The following is a 19,257-nucleotide window of genomic DNA, read 5'->3' on the forward strand; positions in this document are numbered from 1 at the left end:
AGGGACCTTGCCGCGCGAATCATCGTTTCAATCAAAATAATAAGGTGATGGTGATGGCAATAAAAACGCGACTGAAGGTAATGGTTTTTTTGCAGTTTTTTATTTGGGGCGCCTGGCTGGTCACGCTGGGATCTTACATGATTAACACCTTGCATTTCAGCGGGATGCAGGTAGGTATGGTGTACAGCGCCAAGGGCATCGCGGCGTTGATTATGCCGGGTCTGGCGGGCATCATTGCCGATCGCTGGGTCAAAGCCAATTATCTGTATGCGCTGTGTCATCTGTTCGGTGCGATCGCGCTGTACTGTGCCGCCCAGGTTGAGCAGCCGATGATGATGTTCTGGGTCATGCTGTTCAATGCCATGATGTATATGCCGACCATTTCGCTGTCCAACGCCATTGCCTATTTTTGTCTGGAGAAGCACGGTTACGACACGGTGAAGGATTTCCCGCCGGTGCGGGTGTACGGCACTCTGGGTTTTATTGTGGCGATGTGGTTGATCGGTTTCAGCAAAATTGAACTCAGCAATATGCAACTGTATCTGGCTTCCGGAGTGTCGCTGCTGCTGGCCGGCTATTCGCTGACGTTGCCGAACTGCCCGACCAGCAAAGTGGAAAAATCAAAAAGCGGGTTCAGCGTACTGGGGCTGGACGCACTGGTATTATTCCGCCAACGGCGCATGGCGCTGTTTTTCCTGTTTGCCATGCTGCTGGGCGCGGCGCTGCAAGTGACCAACACCTTCGGTAACCCGTTCCTGCACGATTTCGCGCAAAACCCGCTGTACCAGGACAGCTTCAGCGTCAGATACCCGGCGGTGCTGCTGTCTCTGTCGCAAATTTCCGAGGTGTTTTTCATCCTCACCATTCCGTTTTTCCTGCGCAGATACGGCATTAAGCAGGTGATGTTGATCAGTATGGCAGCCTGGACGTTGCGCTTCCTGTTCCTGGCCTACGGTACCCCGGTCGGTTTTGGCTTCGTGTTGCTGCTGCTTTCGATGATCGTTTATGGCTGTGCTTTTGATTTCTTCAATATTTCCGGTGCGATCTTCGTAGAGAAAGAGGCTGATCACCGCATCCGCGCCAGCGCGCAGGGGCTGTTCATGACGATGGTGAATGGTCTGGGCGCTTATCTGGGGGCGATCGCCAGCGGCGAGGTGGTGGATTTCTTTACCCGCAACGGCATAAAAGACTGGCAGAGCATCTGGCTGGTTTTCGCGCTGTATACGCTGGTGCTGGGCGTGGTCTTCGCACTGACCTTCCATTATCAGCACCGGCCGGAGGAGCACGCCGGGCCGGTAGAGCGTGCTCATTAGATCAAGGAAATGGGCGCAGAGGTGCGCCCATTGTGCTTCAGCTTTCGGGAAAGCCTTGTTGCAGCCGTTGCCAGTTCGGCGCGTCTGCTGCGCCCTGGCTTGCCACTACGCAGGCGGCCACGCGGTTGGCCAGGCTGACTGCCTGCGGCAGTGGCCAGCCGGCGGAGAGACCGGCCAACAGACCGGCGCAGTGGGCGTCGTCGGCACCGAGAGTATCCACAGCCTGGGCCTGAGAGGCGGCAAGGTTCAGCGGCGGATTACGGCCATCGCAAATCCATGCGCCTTCCCCCTCCAGCCGGCATATCAGCGTAATATTGTGCGCGGCGGCAAAGCGTTGTGCGGCAGTGAGCACGTCGCCTTCGCCACACAGCGTTGTTACCTGGTTGCGATTGAGCGTCAGTACCGTGTCGCTGTCGCTGAGCATGGCGAAGAAATCCGCATCCAGCAGGCCAACCCGCGAGCCGGGATCGATCAGGCGCCATTGGTCGAACGGCAGCCGTGTCAGCCAGTCGCGCAGCGCTTCACCGCTCTCGCCCGTCAGTTCGTCACCATGAATGTAGATCAGCGTTTCAGGCGTCAACGGCAGCGTGGCGAGCTGGGCCTTGTTCCACTGCGTTTCGCAGCCCGGCACCCTGACAAAGGTGCGCTTGCCGCAGGGTTCCAGCTGCGTAAGACGCTGGCCGTTATCCCTCTGGCCGTGGCGCAGCAGCACCGGCAGACCGAGTTCATTCATGGCGGCTTCAATCATCGCGCCCCATTCGCCATTGCCTACCGGCATGCCATTGACCACCGGCACCTGCAGGCGGCTTAGCGCGCGCGCCACGTTAAATGCACTGCCGCCAATCTGCCGCTGTTGCCCCAGATCGATTTCGCCGATTGCGCTGCCCAGTACCAGAACCGGTTTTACTGCTAAAAGCTCATTCATTTTGTCCTCCGCTGCCGGCCATCGGGCCGGACAGATAGGCTATGATGACGTCGCAAACGCCCGGAGTCGAGGGGCAAGCGGGTTGGCGATGTGACTAATGTGTGAAATAACCATGCTCTTTTTGTCACTAGTGCGTATAATCGCCGCCCGGCGATTAATTAACCTGTGAAAGAGCACCAGAATGAGCACGACCAGCCTGATCCAACCCGACCGTGAATTGTTTTCCTATAAGCCTTATTGGGCCGAATGTTATGGCACCGCGCCGTTTTTACCGATGTCGCGCGAAGAGATGGATCAACTGGGCTGGGACAGCTGCGATGTGATCATTATCAGTGGTGACGCCTATGTCGATCACCCGAGTTTTGGCATGGCGATCATCGGCCGCATGCTGGAAGCGCAGGGCTTCCGCGTGGGCATTATTGCGCAGCCGGACTGGAGCAATAAAGACGACTTTATGCGCCTGGGCAAACCGAACCTGTTCTTCGGCATCACCGCCGGCAACATGGACTCGATGATCAACCGCTACACCGCCGATCGCAAACTGCGCCACGACGATGCCTATACCGCCGGCAACGTGGGCGGCAAACGCCCGGATCGTGCGACGCTGGTGTACAGCCAGCGCTGCAAAGAAGCTTATAAAGACGTGCCGATCGTGCTGGGCGGCATCGAAGCCAGCCTGCGTCGCATCGCGCATTACGATTACTGGTCGGATACCGTGCGCCGTTCGGTGCTGGTGGATTCCAAAGCCGATATGCTGATCTACGGCAACGGCGAGCGTCCGCTGGTGGAAGTGGCGCACCGCCTGGCCGCCGGTGAAAAAATCAGCGAGATCCACGATATCCGCAACACGGCGGTGATGCGTAAAGGCGCGCTGCCGGGCTGGACCGGCGTGGATTCCACCCGTCTGGACAAGCCGGGCCGCATTGAGCCAATCCCTAACCCTTACGGCGAGGATCTGCCGTGCGCCGACGGCGGTACGCCAGAGCCGGAAGCCAAGCCGGTCACTGTGCGCGCCGCCAAGCCAAAGCCGTGGGAAAAAACCTACGTGCTGCTGCCGTCCTTCGAAAAAGTGAAGGCCGACAAAGTGCTGTATGCGCACACCTCGCGAATTCTGCACCATGAAACCAACCCAGGCTGCGCCCGTGCGCTGATGCAATCGCATGGCGACCGCTATGTGTGGATCAACCCGCCGGCAATCCCGCTGACCACGCCGGAAATGGACAGCGTGTTTGCCCTGCCATATCAGCGTATTCCGCATCCGTCCTACGGCAAGGAAACCATTCCGGCCTACGACATGATCCGCTTCTCGGTCAATATCATGCGCGGTTGCTACGGCGGTTGTTCGTTCTGTTCGATCACCGAGCATGAAGGGCGCATCATCCAGAGCCGTTCGGAAGATTCGATTATTCGTGAAATCGAAGAGATCCGCGACAAGGTGCCGGGCTTTACCGGCGTGATCTCCGATCTGGGCGGCCCGACCGCCAACATGTACATGCTGCGCTGCACCAACCCGCGCGCCGAGCAGACCTGCCGCCGCGCCTCGTGCGTTTATCCGGAAATCTGCACCTACATGGACACCAACCACGAGCCGACCATCAACCTGTATCGCCGCGCGCGTTCGCTGGAGGGCGTCAAGAAGATCCTGATCGCTTCCGGTGTCCGTTATGACCTGGCGGTGGAAGATCCGCGCTACATCAAAGAACTGGCAACCCACCACGTCGGCGGCTATCTGAAGATCGCCCCGGAGCACACCGAGGAAGGGCCGCTGTCGAAAATGATGAAACCGGGCATGGGCAGCTACGATCGGTTCAAACAGCTGTTCGACCATTATTCGAAGTTGGCGGGCAAAGAGCAGTATCTGATCCCGTATTTTATCTCTTCGCATCCAGGCACCCGCGATGAGGACATGGTGAATCTGGCGCTGTGGTTGAAGAAAAACCGTTTCCGCCTCGATCAGGTGCAGAACTTCTATCCTTCACCGATGGCCAACTCCACCACCATGTATTACACCGGCAAGAATCCGTTGAGCAAGGTAGGGTATAAGTCGGAAGACGTGGTAGTGCCGCGCGGCGATCGTCAGCGTCGCCTGCACAAGGCGCTGTTGCGTTATCATGACCCGGCTAACTGGGCGATGATCCGCACCGCGTTGGAAGAAATGGGCATGAAGCACCTGATCGGCAGCCTCCGCGAGTGTCTGGTGCCGGCGCCAAGCATCGACGAGCAGCGCGAAGCGAAACGCCTGCAGCGTCATACTCGCCCGGCGCTGACCAAGCATACCGACATTACCCGGCAGCGCACGCCGTCGAACAAGCCGCCGCGCAAGCCTATCCGCAACGGTAAGCCGTAACGGCCCGAGTCAGGTGCTTAAACGAAAGGAGAACCCTCGGGTTCTCCTTTTTTGCTTTTGAAAATCACAATTGCTCGTAGGCCGCTTCGACTTTCATCAAATGGCGCGGTGCCTGCGGAGCGGGATGATATTTGCGCACATGCCAGTTAAAGGCTTCCGGCGACAGAGTGTTAATCATCGAGATGGCTTGCTCGCGATTGCTGGAAAAGGTCCGTAACAGCGCTCCGGTGCCGTTTACGTAGGCGATAATGGTGGCGTAACGCAGAGTCACTGGATCGTAGATCCCTCTAAGCTGCTGTTTTTGCAACACGGCCAGATAGGCGGCGCCGAGATCGATGTTGGTATCGGGATCCAGTAGATCGTCTTCGTCCGGGCAGCCGCGTTTCCCTTTGTAGCGATAGGCATCGCAGCCGGCGGTGTCGGCTTTCAACTGCATTAAACCGATGGCGTTGGACTTACTCACCGCCTCTGGGTTAAAGCCGGATTCTACCTTAATCATCGCGGCGATCAGTTTTTGGTCGACGCCGTATTTATCGGCAGCATCTTCTATCTCGTCGTCGTAGGCGTGAGGATTGTAACTGACGCGATGCTTTTTGCCGGCGCAGCCTGCCAATACCAGCATCGCGCAGACGATGCCCAGGCGTGACCACTGCCGTAGAGAAAATTTCATGGTGCTCCGTGCTTTAGTTGAGTGGGGGGTAACCTCAGGTGCGTCATGATAGCGTCAGCCGGGTAAAAGATCTTTAGCAAAAAAGTGGCTGTTTTCTTGTGCCGCACAATGATGAATTCATCGCTGGCGGCAATTCTGGATCTTCCTCACATAACCCGATTAAATGATGAAACCGGTTACTGAAACCGGTTGCTGTTTTTTCAGGTTTACCACCATACTCATTTCTCAACTGAATCATTTGTACGCGATTAGCCTCAGGAGATCGGATGAAAAAGATATTTCTTTGCTGCGCCGCCGGCATGTCGACCAGTATGGTGGTGAATAAAATGAAAAAGTCTGCCGAACAGCAGGGAATTGAGGTGGATATTATTGCCGTGGGTATAGAAGAATTCGAATCTACGCTGGCTAATTACCAATGCTGCCTGCTGGGGCCACAAATAAAATATAAGCTGGCCGATTTTAAAAAGATCGCCGATCGGGAAAATAAACCGATTGCGGTTATTAACAGCATGGATTACGGCATGATGCGAGGCGATAAGATTTTGGCCGAAGCATTAGCGATGATCGCATGACACCGAGAGAACCAGGGCCGTGCCACCCCTGTTGTACCTGGTTTCCCGGCCCCGGCTGAGCCGTTTTTTGCTCCATTACTCACCAAACGTCCCGAGGGTTGAACCATGAGTATCAGCCAGGCCGCATTCAATTTCATCGAAAACCGCATCAGCCCGATTGCCGGTAAATTATCGACCCAGCGCCATATTATGGCGATCCGCGACGGCTTTATTTCCGCCATGCCGTTCATGATCGTCGGCTCATTTTTACTGGTCTTCGCCTATCCGCCTTTTGCCGCCGACAGCAGTTGGGGAATAGCCCAATGGTGGCTGAATGCTGCGGAAAAACATCAGGTCGCCATTCTTACCCCGTTTAATATGACGATGGGCATTATGTCGATCTATATTACCGCCGCCATCGCCTACAATCTGGCGCAGAGTTATAAGCTCGAGCCCTTTATGGCGGCGATGCTGGCGCTGATGTCTTTTTTACTGATCGCCGCGCCGCAAACCGAGAAGGTGCTGCCGACTGCCGCGTTGGGCGGCGTGGGGATCTTCACCGCCATTCTGGTGGCGGTCTACACCACCGAGCTGATCCGTTTCCTTAAAGTGCGCAATATCGGTATCTCGCTGCCGGAGCAGGTGCCGGCCAAAATCAAGCAGTCTTTCGATCTGCTGATCCCGATCCTGGCGGTGGTGATCACGCTGTATCCGCTCAGCCTGCTGGTGCAACACCAGTTTGGCCTGCTGTTGCCGCAGGCGATCATGGCGCTGTTCCAGCCGCTGATTTCCGCCGCCGACTCGTTGCCGGCTATCCTGCTGGCGGTACTGATCGGCCATCTGCTGTGGTTTGCCGGCATTCACGGCGCGGTGATTGTCTCCGGCATGCTGCAGGCGTTCTGGCTGACCAATCTGGGCATCAACCAGGATATGCTCGCGGCCGGCCAGCCGCTGCCGCATATCTTTATGGAAGCTTTCTGGACCTTCTTTATCGTGATTGGCGGCTCCGGTGCTACCTTTGGGCTGGTGCTGCTTTATTTGCGCAGCCGTTCGGCGCACCTGCGGTCGATCGGTAAGCTGAGCCTGGTGCCGAGCTGTTTCAACATCAACGAACCGGTGATCTTCGGCACGCCGATCGTGATGAATCCCACTTTTTTTATCCCGTTTATCACCGCGCCGATCGTCAATTCGATCATCGCCTATGCGGCGGTGAAGCTGGATCTGATCGGCCGGGTGATCTCGGTGGTGCCCTGGACCGCACCGGCGCCGATTGGCGCAGCCTGGGCCACCGGCTGGGATTTCCGCGCCGCGCTGCTGGTGATGGTGCTGGCGGCGGTATCGGCGTTGATCTACTACCCGTTTTTTAAAGTCTATGAACAGCAACTGCTGGATCAGGAAGTGAGTGACGCGGATCCGATTGAACAAACGCAAGGAGTGACCGAATGATCGACATGGAAACGGCGGTAATGGAGCTGATCATCAATGCCGGCGAGGCGCGGAGCTGCGCCATGCAGGCGTTGTACGCGGCGCGTAAATACCAGTGGGATCAGGTGGATATTCTGCTGGCGGAATCGCAACTGGCGGCAAAGCGTGCCCACGCGACCCAGACTGAGCTGATCGGCTTTGACGAGGGCGAAGGCAAGCTGCCGGTCAACCTGATTATGGTGCACGCGCAGGACCACATCATGAACGCCATGCTGGCGCGCGATCTGGTGGAAGAGCTGGTCAGAATTTATCGATTGCTGGAGCAGAACGGAGTGCAAACCGCATGAGCGTATTTCCAAAGGATTTCCTCTGGGGCGCGGCGACCGCGTCTTATCAGGTTGAGGGCGGCCATGATGCCGACGGCAAGGGCCTGTCCAACTGGGATCTGTTTTCCCATCTGCCCGGTACTACCTATCAGGGCACCAACGGCGATGTGGCGGTCGATCATTATCACCGCTTCCGGGAAGACGTGGCGCTGATGGCCGAACTGGGCATGCAGACCTATAGATTTTCGATCTCCTGGCCGCGGCTGTTGCCGCAGGGGCGGGGAGAGGTGAACGAAGCCGGGATCCGCTTCTACAGCGAACTGATCGACGAACTGCTGAAGCACAATATCAAACCCATGATCACCCTTTATCACTGGGATCTGCCGCAGGCTTTGCAGGAACAGTTCGGCGGCTGGGAATTGCGTGAGATCGTCGACGCCTTCGATGAATACGCTCGCCTGTGCTATCAGCGTTTTGGCGATCGCGTCGAGCTGTGGTCAACCTTCAACGAAACCATCGTGTTTATCGGTATGGGCTACATGACCGGCGCGCATCCACCCAGACTGACCAACCCGAAAAAGGGCATTCAGGCCTGCCACCACGTGTTTCTGGCCAATGCGCGGGCGGTGAAAAGCTTCCGCGAAATGGGGATCGACGGGCAGATCGGCTTCGTCAACGTACTGCAACCTAACGATCCGATCAGCGATTCGCCGCAGGATCGGCGCGCCTGCGAGATCGCCGAAGGGATCTTCACCCACTGGCTGTACGATCCGGTGCTGAAGGGCGAATACCCGGCAGAGCTGCTGGCGATGGCGCAGCAGGCGTTTGGCGTGCCGTATTTCGCGCCGGGTGACGAAGAACTGCTGAAGCAGAACATCGTCGATTTTATCGGCCTGAATTACTACAAGCGTGAGATGGTGGCGCATAACGACGACGTGGACGGCTATGCCATCAACACCAGCGGCCAGAAGGGCAGCGGGCGCGAACTGGGCTTTAAGGGGCTGTTCAAACTGGTGCGCAACCCGAACGGCATTTACACCGATTGGGATTGGGAGGTTTACCCGCAAGGGCTGACCGACGCCATTGGCCGCATCGTCAAACGCTACGGCAATATTCCCCTCTACATCACCGAGAACGGGCTGGGGGCCAAGGATCCGATTGTCGACGGCGAGGTGCGCGATCAGCCGCGCATTGATTATCTGCGCGATCATATTCAGGCGATCGGCGCGGCGATCGAACAGGGTGCCGATGTGCGCGGCTATTACCCCTGGTCGTTTATCGATCTGCTTTCCTGGCTCAACGGCTATCAGAAGCAATACGGTTTCGTCTATGTCGATCATAACGACAATCTGGCGCGCAAGAAGAAGCAGAGCTTTGGCTGGTATCAGCGGGTGATCGCCACCAACGGCGAGCAGTTATAGCGGGGAAATAAAATAGCCCTCTCGTTGGGGAGAGGGCCGGGAACATCACAGCGACTCGGGATCCGGCCCCAGGCGATTGCCGATATCCAGTTTGGCTATCTCGCTCAGTTCGTCTTTATCCAGTTTAAAATCAAATACCTCGAAGTTTTCACGGATGCGCGACGGCGTGACCGATTTCGGGATCACAATCAGACCGCTGTCCAGATGCCAGCGCACCACGATCTGCGCCGGTGTCTTCTCGTATTTGTCCGCCAGGTGCTTGATCACCTGCTGGTCAAATACTCCTTCGCCACCCTGTGCCAGCGGGCTCCAGGACTCGGTGGCGATATGATGTGTGGCATTCCAGGCGCGCAGCTGACGCTGTTGCAGCAGCGGGTGCAGCTCGATCTGATTGATTACCGGTGCGATGCTGGTTTCATCCAGCAGACGCTGTAGGTGCGGAATGTGGAAGTTGCACACGCCGATGCTCTTGATCAGCCCCTGTTCGCGTAGCTTGATCAGCCCGCGCCAGGCGTCGACATACTGATCCTGCTGCGGTTTTGGCCAGTGGATCAGATACAGATCGACATAGTCCAGCTTGAGCTTTTCCAGGCTGGTTTCCAGCGCGGCCTGCGGATCGCCCTGATCGTCGTTCCACAGTTTGGTGGTAATGAACAGCTGCTCGCGCGGCACCGAGGCCGATTGCAGCGCGGCGCCGACCCCTTCCTCGTTCTTGTAGATCGCAGCGGTATCAATCGAGCGATAACCAATTTCCAGCGCTTTGGTCACTGCATTGGTGGTCTCTGAAATACTCGCCTGCCAAACGCCGAGACCCAACTGCGGCATCAGATTACCATCGTGGAGTTTGATGATGGGTTGTTGCGTTGTCATGCGCGTCTCCTTGTGAACTGATTGCCCGGCACAGCATGCGCCGGAAAACGGCTATAAATAAATTCTAGTTGGCAAACCGGGGTGGTGCTGAGTTTGCTAACCAAATTTCAGCGGTTGCGGCACGGTCTGGTACAGGTCATGTTTTTCTCCCATTAAATTAACGAGACGAGGTGATGCGATGCGATCGGCAGCGCAGAGAAAGCGCTGAACTGCGCCCGGTGATCGGTCGGGCGCAGGGTGCAGAAACGGTAAACAGAAACTAAAGCCTAGCAGGAAATCGCCGGTTTGCGATTAACGCGCCGCTTCATAAATACGTTGGCTGACTTCCAGGGTGATGTCCTGGTGTTCGCCCAGTGCGGTCATGCCGTGCTGATGCAGCTTGTCGAGCAGTGCCGGGATCGAGCTGCCGTCGAGCTGGTAATCCGCCATGCGGGTCGGCACGCCCATTTGCTCGAAGAAGGCGCGGGTGGCGGCGATGGCACCGTCGATACGGCTGTCTTCGCTGCCGTCGCGCAGGCCCCAAACGCGTTCAGCGTATTGCAGCAGTTTTTCGCGCTTCTGCGCTTTTTTCTCGGTCAACAGGGCCGGCAGAACGATCGCCAGCGTCTGTGCGTGGTCCAGATCGTGCATTGCGGTCAGCTCATGGCCCAGCATGTGGGTCGCCCAGTCCTGCGGCACGCCGGCGCCGATCAGGCCATTCAACGCCATGGTGGCGCTCCACATCACGTTAGCGCGCACTCCGTAGTTTTCCGGCTCGGCGAGCGCGCGCGGGCCGTCTTCCAGCAGCGTCAGCAGCAGGCCTTCGGCAAAACGGTCCTGCACCTTGGCGTTGACCGGGTAAGTCAGGTACTGCTCAATAGTGTGCACAAAGGCATCTACCACGCCGTTGGCGATCTGGCGCGGCGGCAGCGAGTAGGTCACTACCGGATCCAACACCGCGAACAGCGGCTGCACGTGCGGCGAGAAGAAGTGTTGCTTGTCGCCGCTGCTTTTACGGGTGATCACCGCACCGCTGTTGGATTCAGAACCGGTAGCTGGCAGCGTCAGCACGCAGCCCATTGGCACCGCACCGGTGATCTGGCTGCCGACGGTTTTCAGGATGTGCCACGGATCGCTGTCCGCCTGGTAATGCGCCGCTGCGGCAATGAACTTGGTGCCGTCAACCACGGAACCGCCACCGACCGCCAGCAGGAAATCGATGTTTTCCGCGCGTACCACTTCGACCGCTTTCATCAGCGTTTCGTAGGTTGGGTTAGGTTCGATGCCGGAGAACTCCTGCACGTTACGGCCGGCCAGCGCGGCATAAACCTGATCCAGCACGCCGTTTTTCTTCACGCTGCCGCCACCGTAGGTGATCAGGATGCGTGCGTCCGCAGGGATCTGCTGTGCCAGGCCGGCAATTTGGTCCTGGCCGAACAGGATTTTGGTTGGGGTATGGAGAATAAAGTTTTGCATGGGGTCATTTCTCTTCTGCATGGGGAAAGCGCCGGCGGCGCAAAAATATCTGAGGCGTATTGTCAGTAACTTAGCCTCGCAGCACAATGCACATTCCTGTGCAAGTCTTGCCTATTCCTACAAAATGTTGTAGAAAAATAGAGTTTTAAACTATTATTTATGCCGGATTGTTCTGAGTGTAAGAGGGTGTTTCAGTGACGGAAATCGATGAGCTGCGCTGCCGCATGGCGCGCCAGGCCACGCGCTTTGCCGAGGGCAACGGCTATACGCCGTCGCCGGTGCCGCGGGTCAAGATCCTGTACGTCGATCGCTACTGCCCGCGTCAACCGGTGATGTATGAACCTGGGGTAGTGATCGTTTTTCAGGGGCATAAGGTCGGTTATTGCGGCAACAAGGTGTTCCAATACGATCCGCGCAACTATTTGCTGATGTCGGTACCGCTGCCGTTCGAGTGCGAAACCTTCGCCAGCCCTGAGCTGCCGTTGGTGGGGCTGGCGGTCAATATCGATACCCAGATGCTGCAGGATCTGTTGATCGACATCGGCGATGACGACTATCTGATGCAGCCGCGCCGGGAAAGCAGCGGGGTGAATCTGGCTGCGCTGTCGGAAGAGATGCTGTGCGCCACCGAGCGCTTGCTGGACGTGATGGCCAAACCGCTGGACGCCCGGGTGCTCGGGCCGCAGATCGTGCGTGAAATCCTCTATCACGTGCTGCGCGGCTCCTGCGGGGCATCGTTGCAGGAACTGGTCAACCGCCATACGCATTTTAGCCAGATCGCCAAGGCGCTGCGGCGCATCGAGAACCAGTATGCGGAAGGCCTCAACGTGGAGCAACTGGCGGGTGAGGTCAATATGAGCATCTCGGCGTTTCACCATAACTTCAAGGCGGTGACCAACACTTCGCCGCTGCAATATGTGAAATCGTATCGGCTGCACAAGGCGCGTTTATTGATGGTGCACGACGGCCTGAAGGCCAGCACTGCGGCGATCCGCGTCGGCTACGAAAGCGCCTCGCAGTTCAGCCGCGAATTCAAACGCTTCTTTGGCGTGACGCCGAGCGATGAAATTGCCCGGCTGCGCGACAGCCCACTCGGTTAACGTCGGCTGCCTGCCGCCGGGCAGCGCTTTACGGTGTCAGCACGATTTTGCCGAAGGCCCCACGGTCAAGATGATCGAGCGCCTGCGGCAGTTGATCGAAGCGGTAAACCCGGTCGATCACCGGCTGCAGCCCTAGGGTATCTACGGCGCGCACCAGATCTTCCAGCGCGCGGCGATGGCCGACGCCAATCCCTTGGATCACCGGCGATTTCATCAGCAGCGGGCCGGCAGGGGCAGAGACTTCGAAACCTTCCAGGGCACCGATCACCGAGATGCGCCCGTGAACCGCCACGGCGCGAACCGAATTGCCGAGGTTGGGGCCGCCAACGGTGTCAACTATATGGTCGATACCCTGGTCTTGCGTCAGTTCATACACGGCGTCCACCCAGTCGCCGTTCAGGCGGTTAATGCCGTGATCGGCACCCAGCGCTTTGGCGCGCGCCAGTTTTTCATCGCTGGCGGAGGTGATGTACACCTCAGCGCCGTGCGCCTTGGCTATCTGTAGCGCGAACAGCGCCACACCGCCGGTGCCTTGCACCAACACCGATTCGCCGGCGTGCAGGCGGCCCTGTTCCACCAGCGCGAACCATGCGGTCAGCCCGGCGCACGGCAGGGTGCTGGCCTGAACGTCGTCCAGCGAAGCAGGCGCTGCCGTCAGCCAGTCTTCGTGCAGCACCACGTATTCCGCCAGCATGCCTTGATAGAAACCGCCAAGGGTGCGGTAGGGCAACGTTCGCGCGTCACCGTGCGGTTTCCGGGGGCCATCGATCCAGTCGGGGCTGAAGGTGGAGATCACCCGATCGCCGGGTTGGAAGCGGCTGACGCCGGTGCCGATGGCATCCACTTCGCCGGCCATGTCGGAGGCGGGAGTAAAGGGTTGCGGCAGCGTCATCCCCATCCCGGTTTCAATCACCAGTTTGTCGCGGTAATTAAGCGACACCGCTTTCACTTTCACCCTGATCTCGTGCGGCCCCGGTTGCGGGATGGCGCTTTCGGTCAGTTGCAGGTGTTCACGCCCCAGGGCGGTCATTGTCCAGCGTTGCATTGTGTCAGTCATGGTTCACTCCAAAGTCGGTAATAAGTAGACCTGTCAATATTATCGTTGATTGATATTCGCCAGTGGCGATAATATTTCCTTTGATTGTTTCCTTCAGAGATACAAACCATGACCGATCGGTTGAACGGCATTTCGGTATTTGTCACCGCAGTGGGAGCGGGGAGCTTTGCGCTGGCTGCCAGCCGGCTGCATCTTTCGCGCTCGGCGGTGGGGAAGACCATCGCCAGACTGGAACAGCGGCTTGGCGTGCGCCTGTTCCACCGCACGACTCGCAGCCTGAGCCTGACCGACGACGGGGCGCTGTTCTACGAACGCTGCCTACGAGCGCTGGAGGAAATCCGCACGGCGGAAACGCTGCTGGAGTCGGGCAAACGAGAAGTCAGCGGCAGGCTAAGGGTAACGATGCCGGTGCTGTTTGGCCGCATCTGCATCGCGCCGCTGCTGACTGAACTGGCGCGCGAGCATCCCGGGTTGGAGCTGGAGCTGTCGTTTAACGATCGCGTCGTGGATTTGATTGAGGACGGTTTTGATCTGGCAATCCGCAACGGCGAGTTGGGCAACAGCAGCGGGCTGGTGGCACGGCGGCTCGGTAACCATCGCATGGCGCTTTGCGCCGCGCCGGCTTATTTGCAGCGCCGCGGTGAACCGCAGAACATTGAACAACTGGCGCAGCACGACGCGGTGGCTTATGTGCGTGCCGGCGTGGTGCGTAACTGGTTGATCCCCGAAGCGGACGGCGTGACGCGGGAGATGATGCCAGGCACCCATCTGCAGATGGATGATCTGCAGGCGATAGCGGATGCGGCGGTTGCCGGGTTCGGCATTGCCTGGCTGCCGTGTTGGCTGGTGCGCGGGCAACTGATTAAAGGTGAACTGGTGCGGGTTATGCGGGATAGGCCAGGGCTGTTTTTCGACGCTCATGCGGTGTGGCCGCAGACGCCGCATCTGCCGTTGAAGGTGCGGCTGGCGGTGGATCGGTTGGCGAGCGAGTTGCCCGCCAATATGGAATTGATCGAAGCGAAGCCTGTCGGCTAGGCGGAAGCGCGTTTTTTGCGCCAGATAACCAGCATGGCGCCCAGTAAGCCCACCAACAGCAGCAGCAGCGGCAAGAGCATCAGCCCGGTCATCACCTGGCTTTCGTAGCGTTTCACCAGCGGGATCTGGCTGAAAGCGTAGCCGAGGCTGACCAGAGTGCCGACCCAAACTGCCGCGCTTAACCAGTTAAACAGATGAAAACGCGTACTGTTCAGCCCAGAGATGCCGGCTATGGTCGGCAGCAGGGTGCGAACGAAGCCGAGGAAGCGGCCGATCATCAGGGCCATCAGGCCGTGACGGTTAAACAGGTTGTGCGCGCGTTGGTGGTACTGGGCGGGCAGTTGCAGCAGCCAGCCTTTCACCAGGCTGGTATGCCCCAACCAGCGGCCCTGCAAATAGCTGAGCCAGCAGCCGAGGCTGGCGGCGAGGGTCAGAATAATCAGCGTGGGGACAAAAGCCATCACGCCTTTGGCGATCAATGCACCGGATAACAGCAGCAGGCTGTCGCCGGGCAGGAAGGAGGCTGGCAGTAATCCATTTTCAAGGAACAAAGTGGTGAAAAGCACGGCATAAACCACCCAAATTACGCTTGGGTCGGCAAGGGCAATGAAGTCCTGCTGCCAAAGCGCATGAACAATCTCTCGTAATACATCCATTTTAAGTCCTGTTGCATGCCGGTTGCGCCCGGGGCCCCCTTCTCCAGGAGGCGATGTTGACCGTATCTGACCATTACTCGCGTAGTGTACTGCTAATAGCTTAAGCACACATTAAACGAAGCAGAATAAAATTGGCAGCGCAACGGGCTGCGGATCAGCGTGCGTTGGCGATACGCTCGAACCCTTTTGCGAGGTCGGCGATCAGATCCTGCACGTTCTCCAGGCCGATATGGAGGCGTATCAGCGTGCCGGAGAAATCAACGCCGCCCGCCGGACGGATCGCCTCCAGCTCTTCCGGTTGGTTAGCCAGGATCAGCGACTCATAGCCGCCCCAGGAATAGGCCATGCTGAAATGGCTGAAGTTATCCAGATAGTCGGCCAGTTGTTTGTCGCTGAGCCGCTGTTTCAGCACGAAAGAGAACAGGCCGTTGCAGCCGCTGAAATCGCGGCGGTAGAATTCATGGCCTTTGCAGCCGGGCAGCGCGGGGTGATTGACCACCTCTACCTCCGGCCGTTCCGCCAGCCAGTTGGCGACTTCGATACTGCTTTGCTCGTGCTGCTTCAGACGTATGCCCAGCGTACGCAGGCCGCGGCTTGCCATATAGGCGGTATCGGCGTCCACCATCTGGCCCATCAGGTAAGAATATTCGCGCAGTTGGTCCCAACAGCGTTCGTTGGCCACGGCGGTCCCGAGCATGTAATCGGAATGGCCGATGATGTATTTGGTGCCGGCCTGAATCGAAATATCGATATCAAAATCCAGCGCCTTGAACAGCACGCCGGCCGCCCAGGTGTTGTCGATCATGATCACCATTTCCGGCGCTACGGCGCGGATGGCCTGCACCATCGCCGGGATATCCTGAATTTCCATGGTGATGGAACCGGGGGATTCAAGAAACACCACGCGGGTGTTGGGCTGAATAAGCCCGGCGATGTCGGCGCCGATCAGCGGGTCGAAATAGGTGGTCGTCACGTTCATGCGGCTAAGGATGTGGCTGCAAAAATCCTGCGTCGGCTCATAGACCGAACCGGTCATCAGCACGTGGTCGCCGGCGCCGACAAAAGACAAAATGGCGTTGGATACCGCCGCCGCGCCGCACGGATAAAGCACGCAGCCCGCGCCGCCTTCCAGCTCGACCATCGCATCCTGAAACGCGAAGTGGGTCAGGGTGCCGCGGCGGCCATAAAACAGTTCGCCGTGGGCGCGTTGGGCTGTGGCGTGTTTCTTGGCCGCAACGGAGTCAAATACCAGTGAGGAAGCGCGCTGGGTGACGGGATTGACGGAGCCCAGGGTATAGCGTTTGCTGCGCCCGGCGGCGATCAGCGTGGTTTCGATATTTTTTGACGTCATAGGAATGGGCTCACTTTTACTGGCTTTTCACTGGCGTTTTTGCGATAGCCCTTAGGTTAACATGACATATAATAGCCATCCAGACGTTTTAACTTCCAGATATAGAAACGGCCATAATCCTCTGTCGGAGCGCGTTCTGGCATGCCATCATTCTGCATGACGGCGTTTAACTCGCACGCATATCGGCAAACGGACAGCCCACAGGCAAAAATGCTGTCGGCGCGCGTTTGTTGCATCTCTGTGGGCGAAAAGTAACGAAAAACCCTTTAAAAGGGGAGTAAAGGGCCTAACCGGCAGCGAATGGGCGAATGTTGCGGCTCCGACGCCGCGAGATCTGAAATATTGCCGATTATTTGGTAAATAATAATGAGAACTACTATCAATCCCTGATTGGTTTGATATGATCGCACGCTGAATTATTCCTCAATTTTGATCGGTAACGGGTGGAGGCACAGCGTGAAAACGGCTGGCAAGCATTTAAATCAAGGATCGTTCGGCCAAGGCCGGGCGCAATGGGGCAAGGCGTTAGGCCGTGGTCTGATCGCTTCGATGGTATTGGTGATTGGGCTGGCCGGCAGCGCACAGGCTGCACCGGCGGCCAACCCCGCCGTGACCGAGAGCGTTGCTCCGGCCGCCGCACCTGCTGCTGCAGCACCTGAAAGCCTGACCCCGCTCAATCCGGCGCCGACCCTTCAGCCACCGGAAACCCGCGGCATGGATCTGTCCGTTTGGGGCATGTACCAGCACGCGGACATCGTTGTGAAGATAGTGATGATCGGTCTGGTGCTGGCGTCTATCGTCACCTGGACCATTTTGTTCTCCAAAGGCAGCGAACTGTTCCGCGCCAAGCGCCGTCTGCGCCGCGAGCAGCTGGCGCTGGCCAATGTGCGTACGCTGGATGAAGCCAGCGAACTGGCGCAGGGTTTCTCCGAAGAAAGCATCAGCGTGGTGTTGCTGAACGACGCGCAAAACGAGCTGGAACTGTCGGCGGAGTCCAACGACAACAACGGTATCAAAGAACGTACCGGTTTCCGCCTTGAGCGCCGCGTAGCGGGTTACAGCCGAAACATGGGGCGTGGCAATGGCTTCCTGGCGACCATTGGCGCTATCTCGCCGTTCGTCGGTCTGTTCGGTACCGTTTGGGGCATCATGAACAGCTTCATCGGCATCGCCCACTCGCAAACCACCAACCTGGCCGTCGTCGCGCCCGGCATTGCGGAAGCGCTGCTGGCGACCGCATTGGGGTTGGTCGCCGCGATCCCTGCGGTGGTGATTTATAACGTCTTTGCCCGTGTCATCAGCGGCCATCGTGCTCAGGTTGGCGACGTGGCGGCGCAGGTGCTGTTGCTGTTGGGCCGCGATCTGGATCTGGCCGCGACGGTAGAGGCCAAACGCTCACAGCATTCACACCAACTGCGGGTGGGGTGAGTTATGGCGATGCGCTTAAATGAAGATCTGGACGACAGCGGCGAACTGCATGAAATCAACGTGACGCCGTTTATCGACGTCATGCTGGTGCTGTTGATCATCTTTATGGTGGCCGCGCCGCTGGCAACGGTAGATATCCGCGTCGATCTCCCCGCTTCTTCAGCCAAACCGCAGCCGCGCCCGGAAAAACCGGTGTTCCTGTCGGTGAAAGCGGATAAGCAGCTGTACGTGGGTGAGCAAGCGGTCAGCGCCGATCAACTGACGGCGGTGCTGGATCAGCGCACTCAGGCGAACAAAGAGACCACCATCTTCTTCCAGGCCGACAAGACCGTGGACTACGAAACGCTGATGAGCGTGATGGATACGTTGCGTAAAGCCGGCTACCTGAAAGTGGGGCTGGTGGGGATGGAAGGCGCCGCGAAGTAGCGGGCCGGATATCGCTAACGATGAGAAGGGCGCTGAGGCGCCCTTTTTCTATTTAAATGCTTTGATAGAATTCAGCCGCGAGCATGCGCCGCGGCGCGGGCGATCTGCTCATCGGTAGGGCGCACGCCGGTATAGAGTACGAACTGCTCCAGCGCCTGCAATGCAATCACTTCCGCACCGGTGATCACCCGTTTGCCCTGTGCGCGCGCGTTGCGAATCAGCGGGGTTTCCGCCGGCAGCGCCACCACGTCGAAAACGATTTTCGCCGCTTCGAGGGTTGCCGGGGCAAAGGCCAGCTGTTCCGCCTCTGCGCCGCCGGCCATACCTATGGGGGTCACGTTGATCAACATATCCGCAGTTAACTCCCCGACTTCCGCCAGCCACTGATAACCGTAAGCGCTAGCCAGCGCCTGGCCTGCCACCGGATTGCGGGCGATGATGTGTCCCCGCTTGAAACCGGCGTCGCGCAGGGCGGCGACCACCGCCTTTGCCATGCCGCCGCTGCCGCGCAGGGCGAAAGTGGTGTCCGCCGGGATCTGATGCTGTGCCAGCAGTTTGGCGATGGCGATATAGTCGGTGTTATAGGCCTGCAGGAAGCCGCCGTCATTGACGATGGTATTGACCGATTCAATCGCCGTGGCGGAAGCGTCCAACTCATCGAGGAAGGGAATGCAGCTCTCTTTGAACGGCATGGAGACCGCGCAACCGCGAATACCCAGAGCGCGCACGCCGCCTACCGCCGCCTGAATATCCTGGGTGGTGAATGCCTTATAGATAAAGTTCAGATCCAGTTCCTGGTACAGATAGTTATGGAAGCGGGTGCCGAAGTTGCCAGGGCGGCCGGCCAGCGACATGCACAGCTGGGTATCTTTGTTAATCTCACGACTCATGATGGGCTCCT

General features: G+C 58.2%; 18 protein-coding genes. 10 read left to right on the forward strand and 8 right to left on the reverse strand.

Annotated features, from left to right (window positions below):
* Positions 1-53 precede the first annotated feature (53 nt).
* A complete protein-coding gene (locus tag ACUTSW_RS17985; RefSeq protein ID WP_445584993.1) occupies positions 54-1,313 on the forward strand; it encodes a nucleoside permease in 1,260 nt (419 codons plus the stop codon).
* 37 nt (positions 1,314-1,350) lie between these two features.
* On the opposite strand, the gene ACUTSW_RS17990 is transcribed toward ACUTSW_RS17985, so the two are convergent.
* Positions 1,351-2,238 (reverse strand): PfkB family carbohydrate kinase, encoded by an 888-nt coding sequence (locus tag ACUTSW_RS17990; RefSeq protein WP_445584994.1) that lies wholly within the window; start codon positions 2,236-2,238, stop codon positions 1,351-1,353.
* Positions 2,239-2,419: 181 nt separating this feature from the next.
* Between ACUTSW_RS17990 and ACUTSW_RS17995 the strand changes: the two genes are divergently transcribed.
* Positions 2,420-4,585: a YgiQ family radical SAM protein gene (locus ACUTSW_RS17995; RefSeq protein ID WP_445584995.1), complete on the forward strand. Its 2,166-nt coding sequence runs from the start codon at positions 2,420-2,422 to the stop codon at positions 4,583-4,585.
* A gap of 64 nt (positions 4,586-4,649) precedes the next feature.
* On the opposite strand, the gene ACUTSW_RS18000 is transcribed toward ACUTSW_RS17995, so the two are convergent.
* Positions 4,650-5,255, reverse strand: coding sequence for a transglycosylase SLT domain-containing protein (locus ACUTSW_RS18000; RefSeq protein WP_062868755.1), 606 nt, complete (start codon positions 5,253-5,255; stop codon positions 4,650-4,652).
* Between the two features lie 266 nt (positions 5,256-5,521).
* On the opposite strand from ACUTSW_RS18000, the gene ACUTSW_RS18005 reads away from it, so the two are divergent.
* The 4 genes from ACUTSW_RS18005 (at position 5,522) to ACUTSW_RS18020 (ending at position 8,978) form a co-directional block, all read left to right on the forward strand.
* The gene (locus ACUTSW_RS18005) at positions 5,522-5,827 is read left to right on the forward strand and encodes a PTS sugar transporter subunit IIB (RefSeq protein ID WP_006320614.1); all 306 of its coding nucleotides are present in this window, start codon (positions 5,522-5,524) and stop codon (positions 5,825-5,827) included.
* Positions 5,828-5,932: 105 nt separating this feature from the next.
* Entirely contained in the window at positions 5,933-7,252 is a 1,320-nt protein-coding gene (locus ACUTSW_RS18010) for a PTS sugar transporter subunit IIC (RefSeq protein WP_445584996.1), read from the forward strand.
* Complete coding sequence (locus tag ACUTSW_RS18015; protein ID WP_073440990.1) at positions 7,249-7,578, forward strand: PTS lactose/cellobiose transporter subunit IIA; 330 nt, start codon at positions 7,249-7,251, stop codon at positions 7,576-7,578. Before ACUTSW_RS18010 ends, ACUTSW_RS18015 begins: the two co-directional genes overlap by 4 nt.
* The gene (locus ACUTSW_RS18020) at positions 7,575-8,978 is read left to right on the forward strand and encodes a GH1 family beta-glucosidase (protein WP_445584997.1); all 1,404 of its coding nucleotides are present in this window, start codon (positions 7,575-7,577) and stop codon (positions 8,976-8,978) included. The genes ACUTSW_RS18015 and ACUTSW_RS18020 overlap by 4 nt, the downstream gene beginning before the upstream one ends.
* 45 nt (positions 8,979-9,023) lie before the next feature.
* Here ACUTSW_RS18020 and dkgA read toward each other — a convergent pair whose 3' ends face one another.
* The gene (gene dkgA / locus ACUTSW_RS18025; RefSeq protein ID WP_013814602.1) at positions 9,024-9,848 is read right to left on the reverse strand and encodes a 2,5-didehydrogluconate reductase DkgA; all 825 of its coding nucleotides are present in this window, start codon (positions 9,846-9,848) and stop codon (positions 9,024-9,026) included.
* Between the two features lie 291 nt (positions 9,849-10,139).
* Positions 10,140-11,303 (reverse strand): alcohol dehydrogenase, encoded by a 1,164-nt coding sequence (gene yqhD, locus ACUTSW_RS18030; RefSeq protein ID WP_445584998.1) that lies wholly within the window; start codon positions 11,301-11,303, stop codon positions 10,140-10,142.
* A 194-nt stretch (positions 11,304-11,497) separates the two neighbouring features.
* Between yqhD and ACUTSW_RS18035 the strand changes: the two genes are divergently transcribed.
* Positions 11,498-12,403 carry an AraC family transcriptional regulator gene (locus ACUTSW_RS18035; protein ID WP_424838901.1) on the forward strand — a complete coding sequence of 302 codons (906 nt, stop codon included), beginning with the start codon at positions 11,498-11,500 and terminating at the stop codon, positions 12,401-12,403.
* A 28-nt stretch (positions 12,404-12,431) separates the two neighbouring features.
* On the opposite strand, the gene ACUTSW_RS18040 is transcribed toward ACUTSW_RS18035, so the two are convergent.
* On the reverse strand, positions 12,432-13,460 hold the full coding sequence (locus ACUTSW_RS18040) for a zinc-dependent alcohol dehydrogenase family protein (RefSeq protein ID WP_445584999.1): 1,029 nt from the start codon (positions 13,458-13,460) through the stop codon (positions 12,432-12,434).
* 108 nt (positions 13,461-13,568) lie between these two features.
* Between ACUTSW_RS18040 and ACUTSW_RS18045 the strand changes: the two genes are divergently transcribed.
* Positions 13,569-14,495, forward strand: a complete 927-nt coding sequence (locus ACUTSW_RS18045) for a LysR substrate-binding domain-containing protein (protein WP_445585000.1) — start codon at positions 13,569-13,571, stop codon at positions 14,493-14,495.
* Here ACUTSW_RS18045 and ACUTSW_RS18050 read toward each other — a convergent pair.
* The gene (locus ACUTSW_RS18050) at positions 14,492-15,151 is read right to left on the reverse strand and encodes a DedA family protein (RefSeq protein ID WP_004948226.1); all 660 of its coding nucleotides are present in this window, start codon (positions 15,149-15,151) and stop codon (positions 14,492-14,494) included. The two genes, ACUTSW_RS18045 and ACUTSW_RS18050, sit on opposite strands and share 4 nt — an antisense overlap.
* Before the next feature lie 154 nt (positions 15,152-15,305).
* A complete protein-coding gene (metC, locus tag ACUTSW_RS18055; protein WP_004948223.1) occupies positions 15,306-16,502 on the reverse strand; it encodes a cystathionine beta-lyase in 1,197 nt (398 codons plus the stop codon).
* 456 nt (positions 16,503-16,958) lie between these two features.
* Here metC and exbB point away from each other — a divergent pair, with 456 nt between their 5' ends.
* The gene (exbB, locus tag ACUTSW_RS18060) at positions 16,959-17,930 is read left to right on the forward strand and encodes a tol-pal system-associated acyl-CoA thioesterase (protein WP_445585001.1); all 972 of its coding nucleotides are present in this window, start codon (positions 16,959-16,961) and stop codon (positions 17,928-17,930) included.
* A 3-nt stretch (positions 17,931-17,933) separates the two neighbouring features.
* Positions 17,934-18,356 carry a TonB system transport protein ExbD gene (gene exbD / locus ACUTSW_RS18065; protein WP_006328132.1) on the forward strand — a complete coding sequence of 141 codons (423 nt, stop codon included), beginning with the start codon at positions 17,934-17,936 and terminating at the stop codon, positions 18,354-18,356.
* A gap of 71 nt (positions 18,357-18,427) precedes the next feature.
* Here exbD and ACUTSW_RS18070 read toward each other — a convergent pair whose 3' ends face one another.
* Positions 18,428-19,246, reverse strand: a complete 819-nt coding sequence (locus ACUTSW_RS18070; protein WP_445585002.1) for a shikimate 5-dehydrogenase — start codon at positions 19,244-19,246, stop codon at positions 18,428-18,430.
* Positions 19,247-19,257: the final 11 nt, after the last annotated feature.

This window comes from Serratia sp. TSA_198.1 (assembly GCF_052686505.1).

What these genes read in the sequence shown, in the direction of transcription:
- ACUTSW_RS17985 (WP_445584993.1), top strand. Translation starts at nt 54, where the DNA reads ATGGCAATAAAAACGCGACTGAAGGTAATGGTTTTTTTGCAGTTTTTT.
- ACUTSW_RS17990 (WP_445584994.1), bottom strand. Translation starts at nt 2,238, where the DNA reads ATGAATGAGCTTTTAGCAGTAAAACCGGTTCTGGTACTGGGCAGCGCA.
- ACUTSW_RS17995 (WP_445584995.1), top strand. Translation starts at nt 2,420, where the DNA reads ATGAGCACGACCAGCCTGATCCAACCCGACCGTGAATTGTTTTCCTAT.
- ACUTSW_RS18000 (WP_062868755.1), bottom strand. Translation starts at nt 5,255, where the DNA reads ATGAAATTTTCTCTACGGCAGTGGTCACGCCTGGGCATCGTCTGCGCG.
- ACUTSW_RS18005 (WP_006320614.1), top strand. Translation starts at nt 5,522, where the DNA reads ATGAAAAAGATATTTCTTTGCTGCGCCGCCGGCATGTCGACCAGTATG.
- ACUTSW_RS18010 (WP_445584996.1), top strand. Translation starts at nt 5,933, where the DNA reads ATGAGTATCAGCCAGGCCGCATTCAATTTCATCGAAAACCGCATCAGC.
- ACUTSW_RS18015 (WP_073440990.1), top strand. Translation starts at nt 7,249, where the DNA reads ATGATCGACATGGAAACGGCGGTAATGGAGCTGATCATCAATGCCGGC.
- ACUTSW_RS18020 (WP_445584997.1), top strand. Translation starts at nt 7,575, where the DNA reads ATGAGCGTATTTCCAAAGGATTTCCTCTGGGGCGCGGCGACCGCGTCT.
- dkgA (WP_013814602.1), bottom strand. Translation starts at nt 9,848, where the DNA reads ATGACAACGCAACAACCCATCATCAAACTCCACGATGGTAATCTGATG.
- yqhD (WP_445584998.1), bottom strand. Translation starts at nt 11,303, where the DNA reads ATGCAAAACTTTATTCTCCATACCCCAACCAAAATCCTGTTCGGCCAG.
- ACUTSW_RS18040 (WP_445584999.1), bottom strand. Translation starts at nt 13,460, where the DNA reads ATGACTGACACAATGCAACGCTGGACAATGACCGCCCTGGGGCGTGAA.
- ACUTSW_RS18045 (WP_445585000.1), top strand. Translation starts at nt 13,569, where the DNA reads ATGACCGATCGGTTGAACGGCATTTCGGTATTTGTCACCGCAGTGGGA.
- ACUTSW_RS18050 (WP_004948226.1), bottom strand. Translation starts at nt 15,151, where the DNA reads ATGGATGTATTACGAGAGATTGTTCATGCGCTTTGGCAGCAGGACTTC.
- metC (WP_004948223.1), bottom strand. Translation starts at nt 16,502, where the DNA reads ATGACGTCAAAAAATATCGAAACCACGCTGATCGCCGCCGGGCGCAGC.
- exbD (WP_006328132.1), top strand. Translation starts at nt 17,934, where the DNA reads ATGGCGATGCGCTTAAATGAAGATCTGGACGACAGCGGCGAACTGCAT.
- ACUTSW_RS18070 (WP_445585002.1), bottom strand. Translation starts at nt 19,246, where the DNA reads ATGAGTCGTGAGATTAACAAAGATACCCAGCTGTGCATGTCGCTGGCC.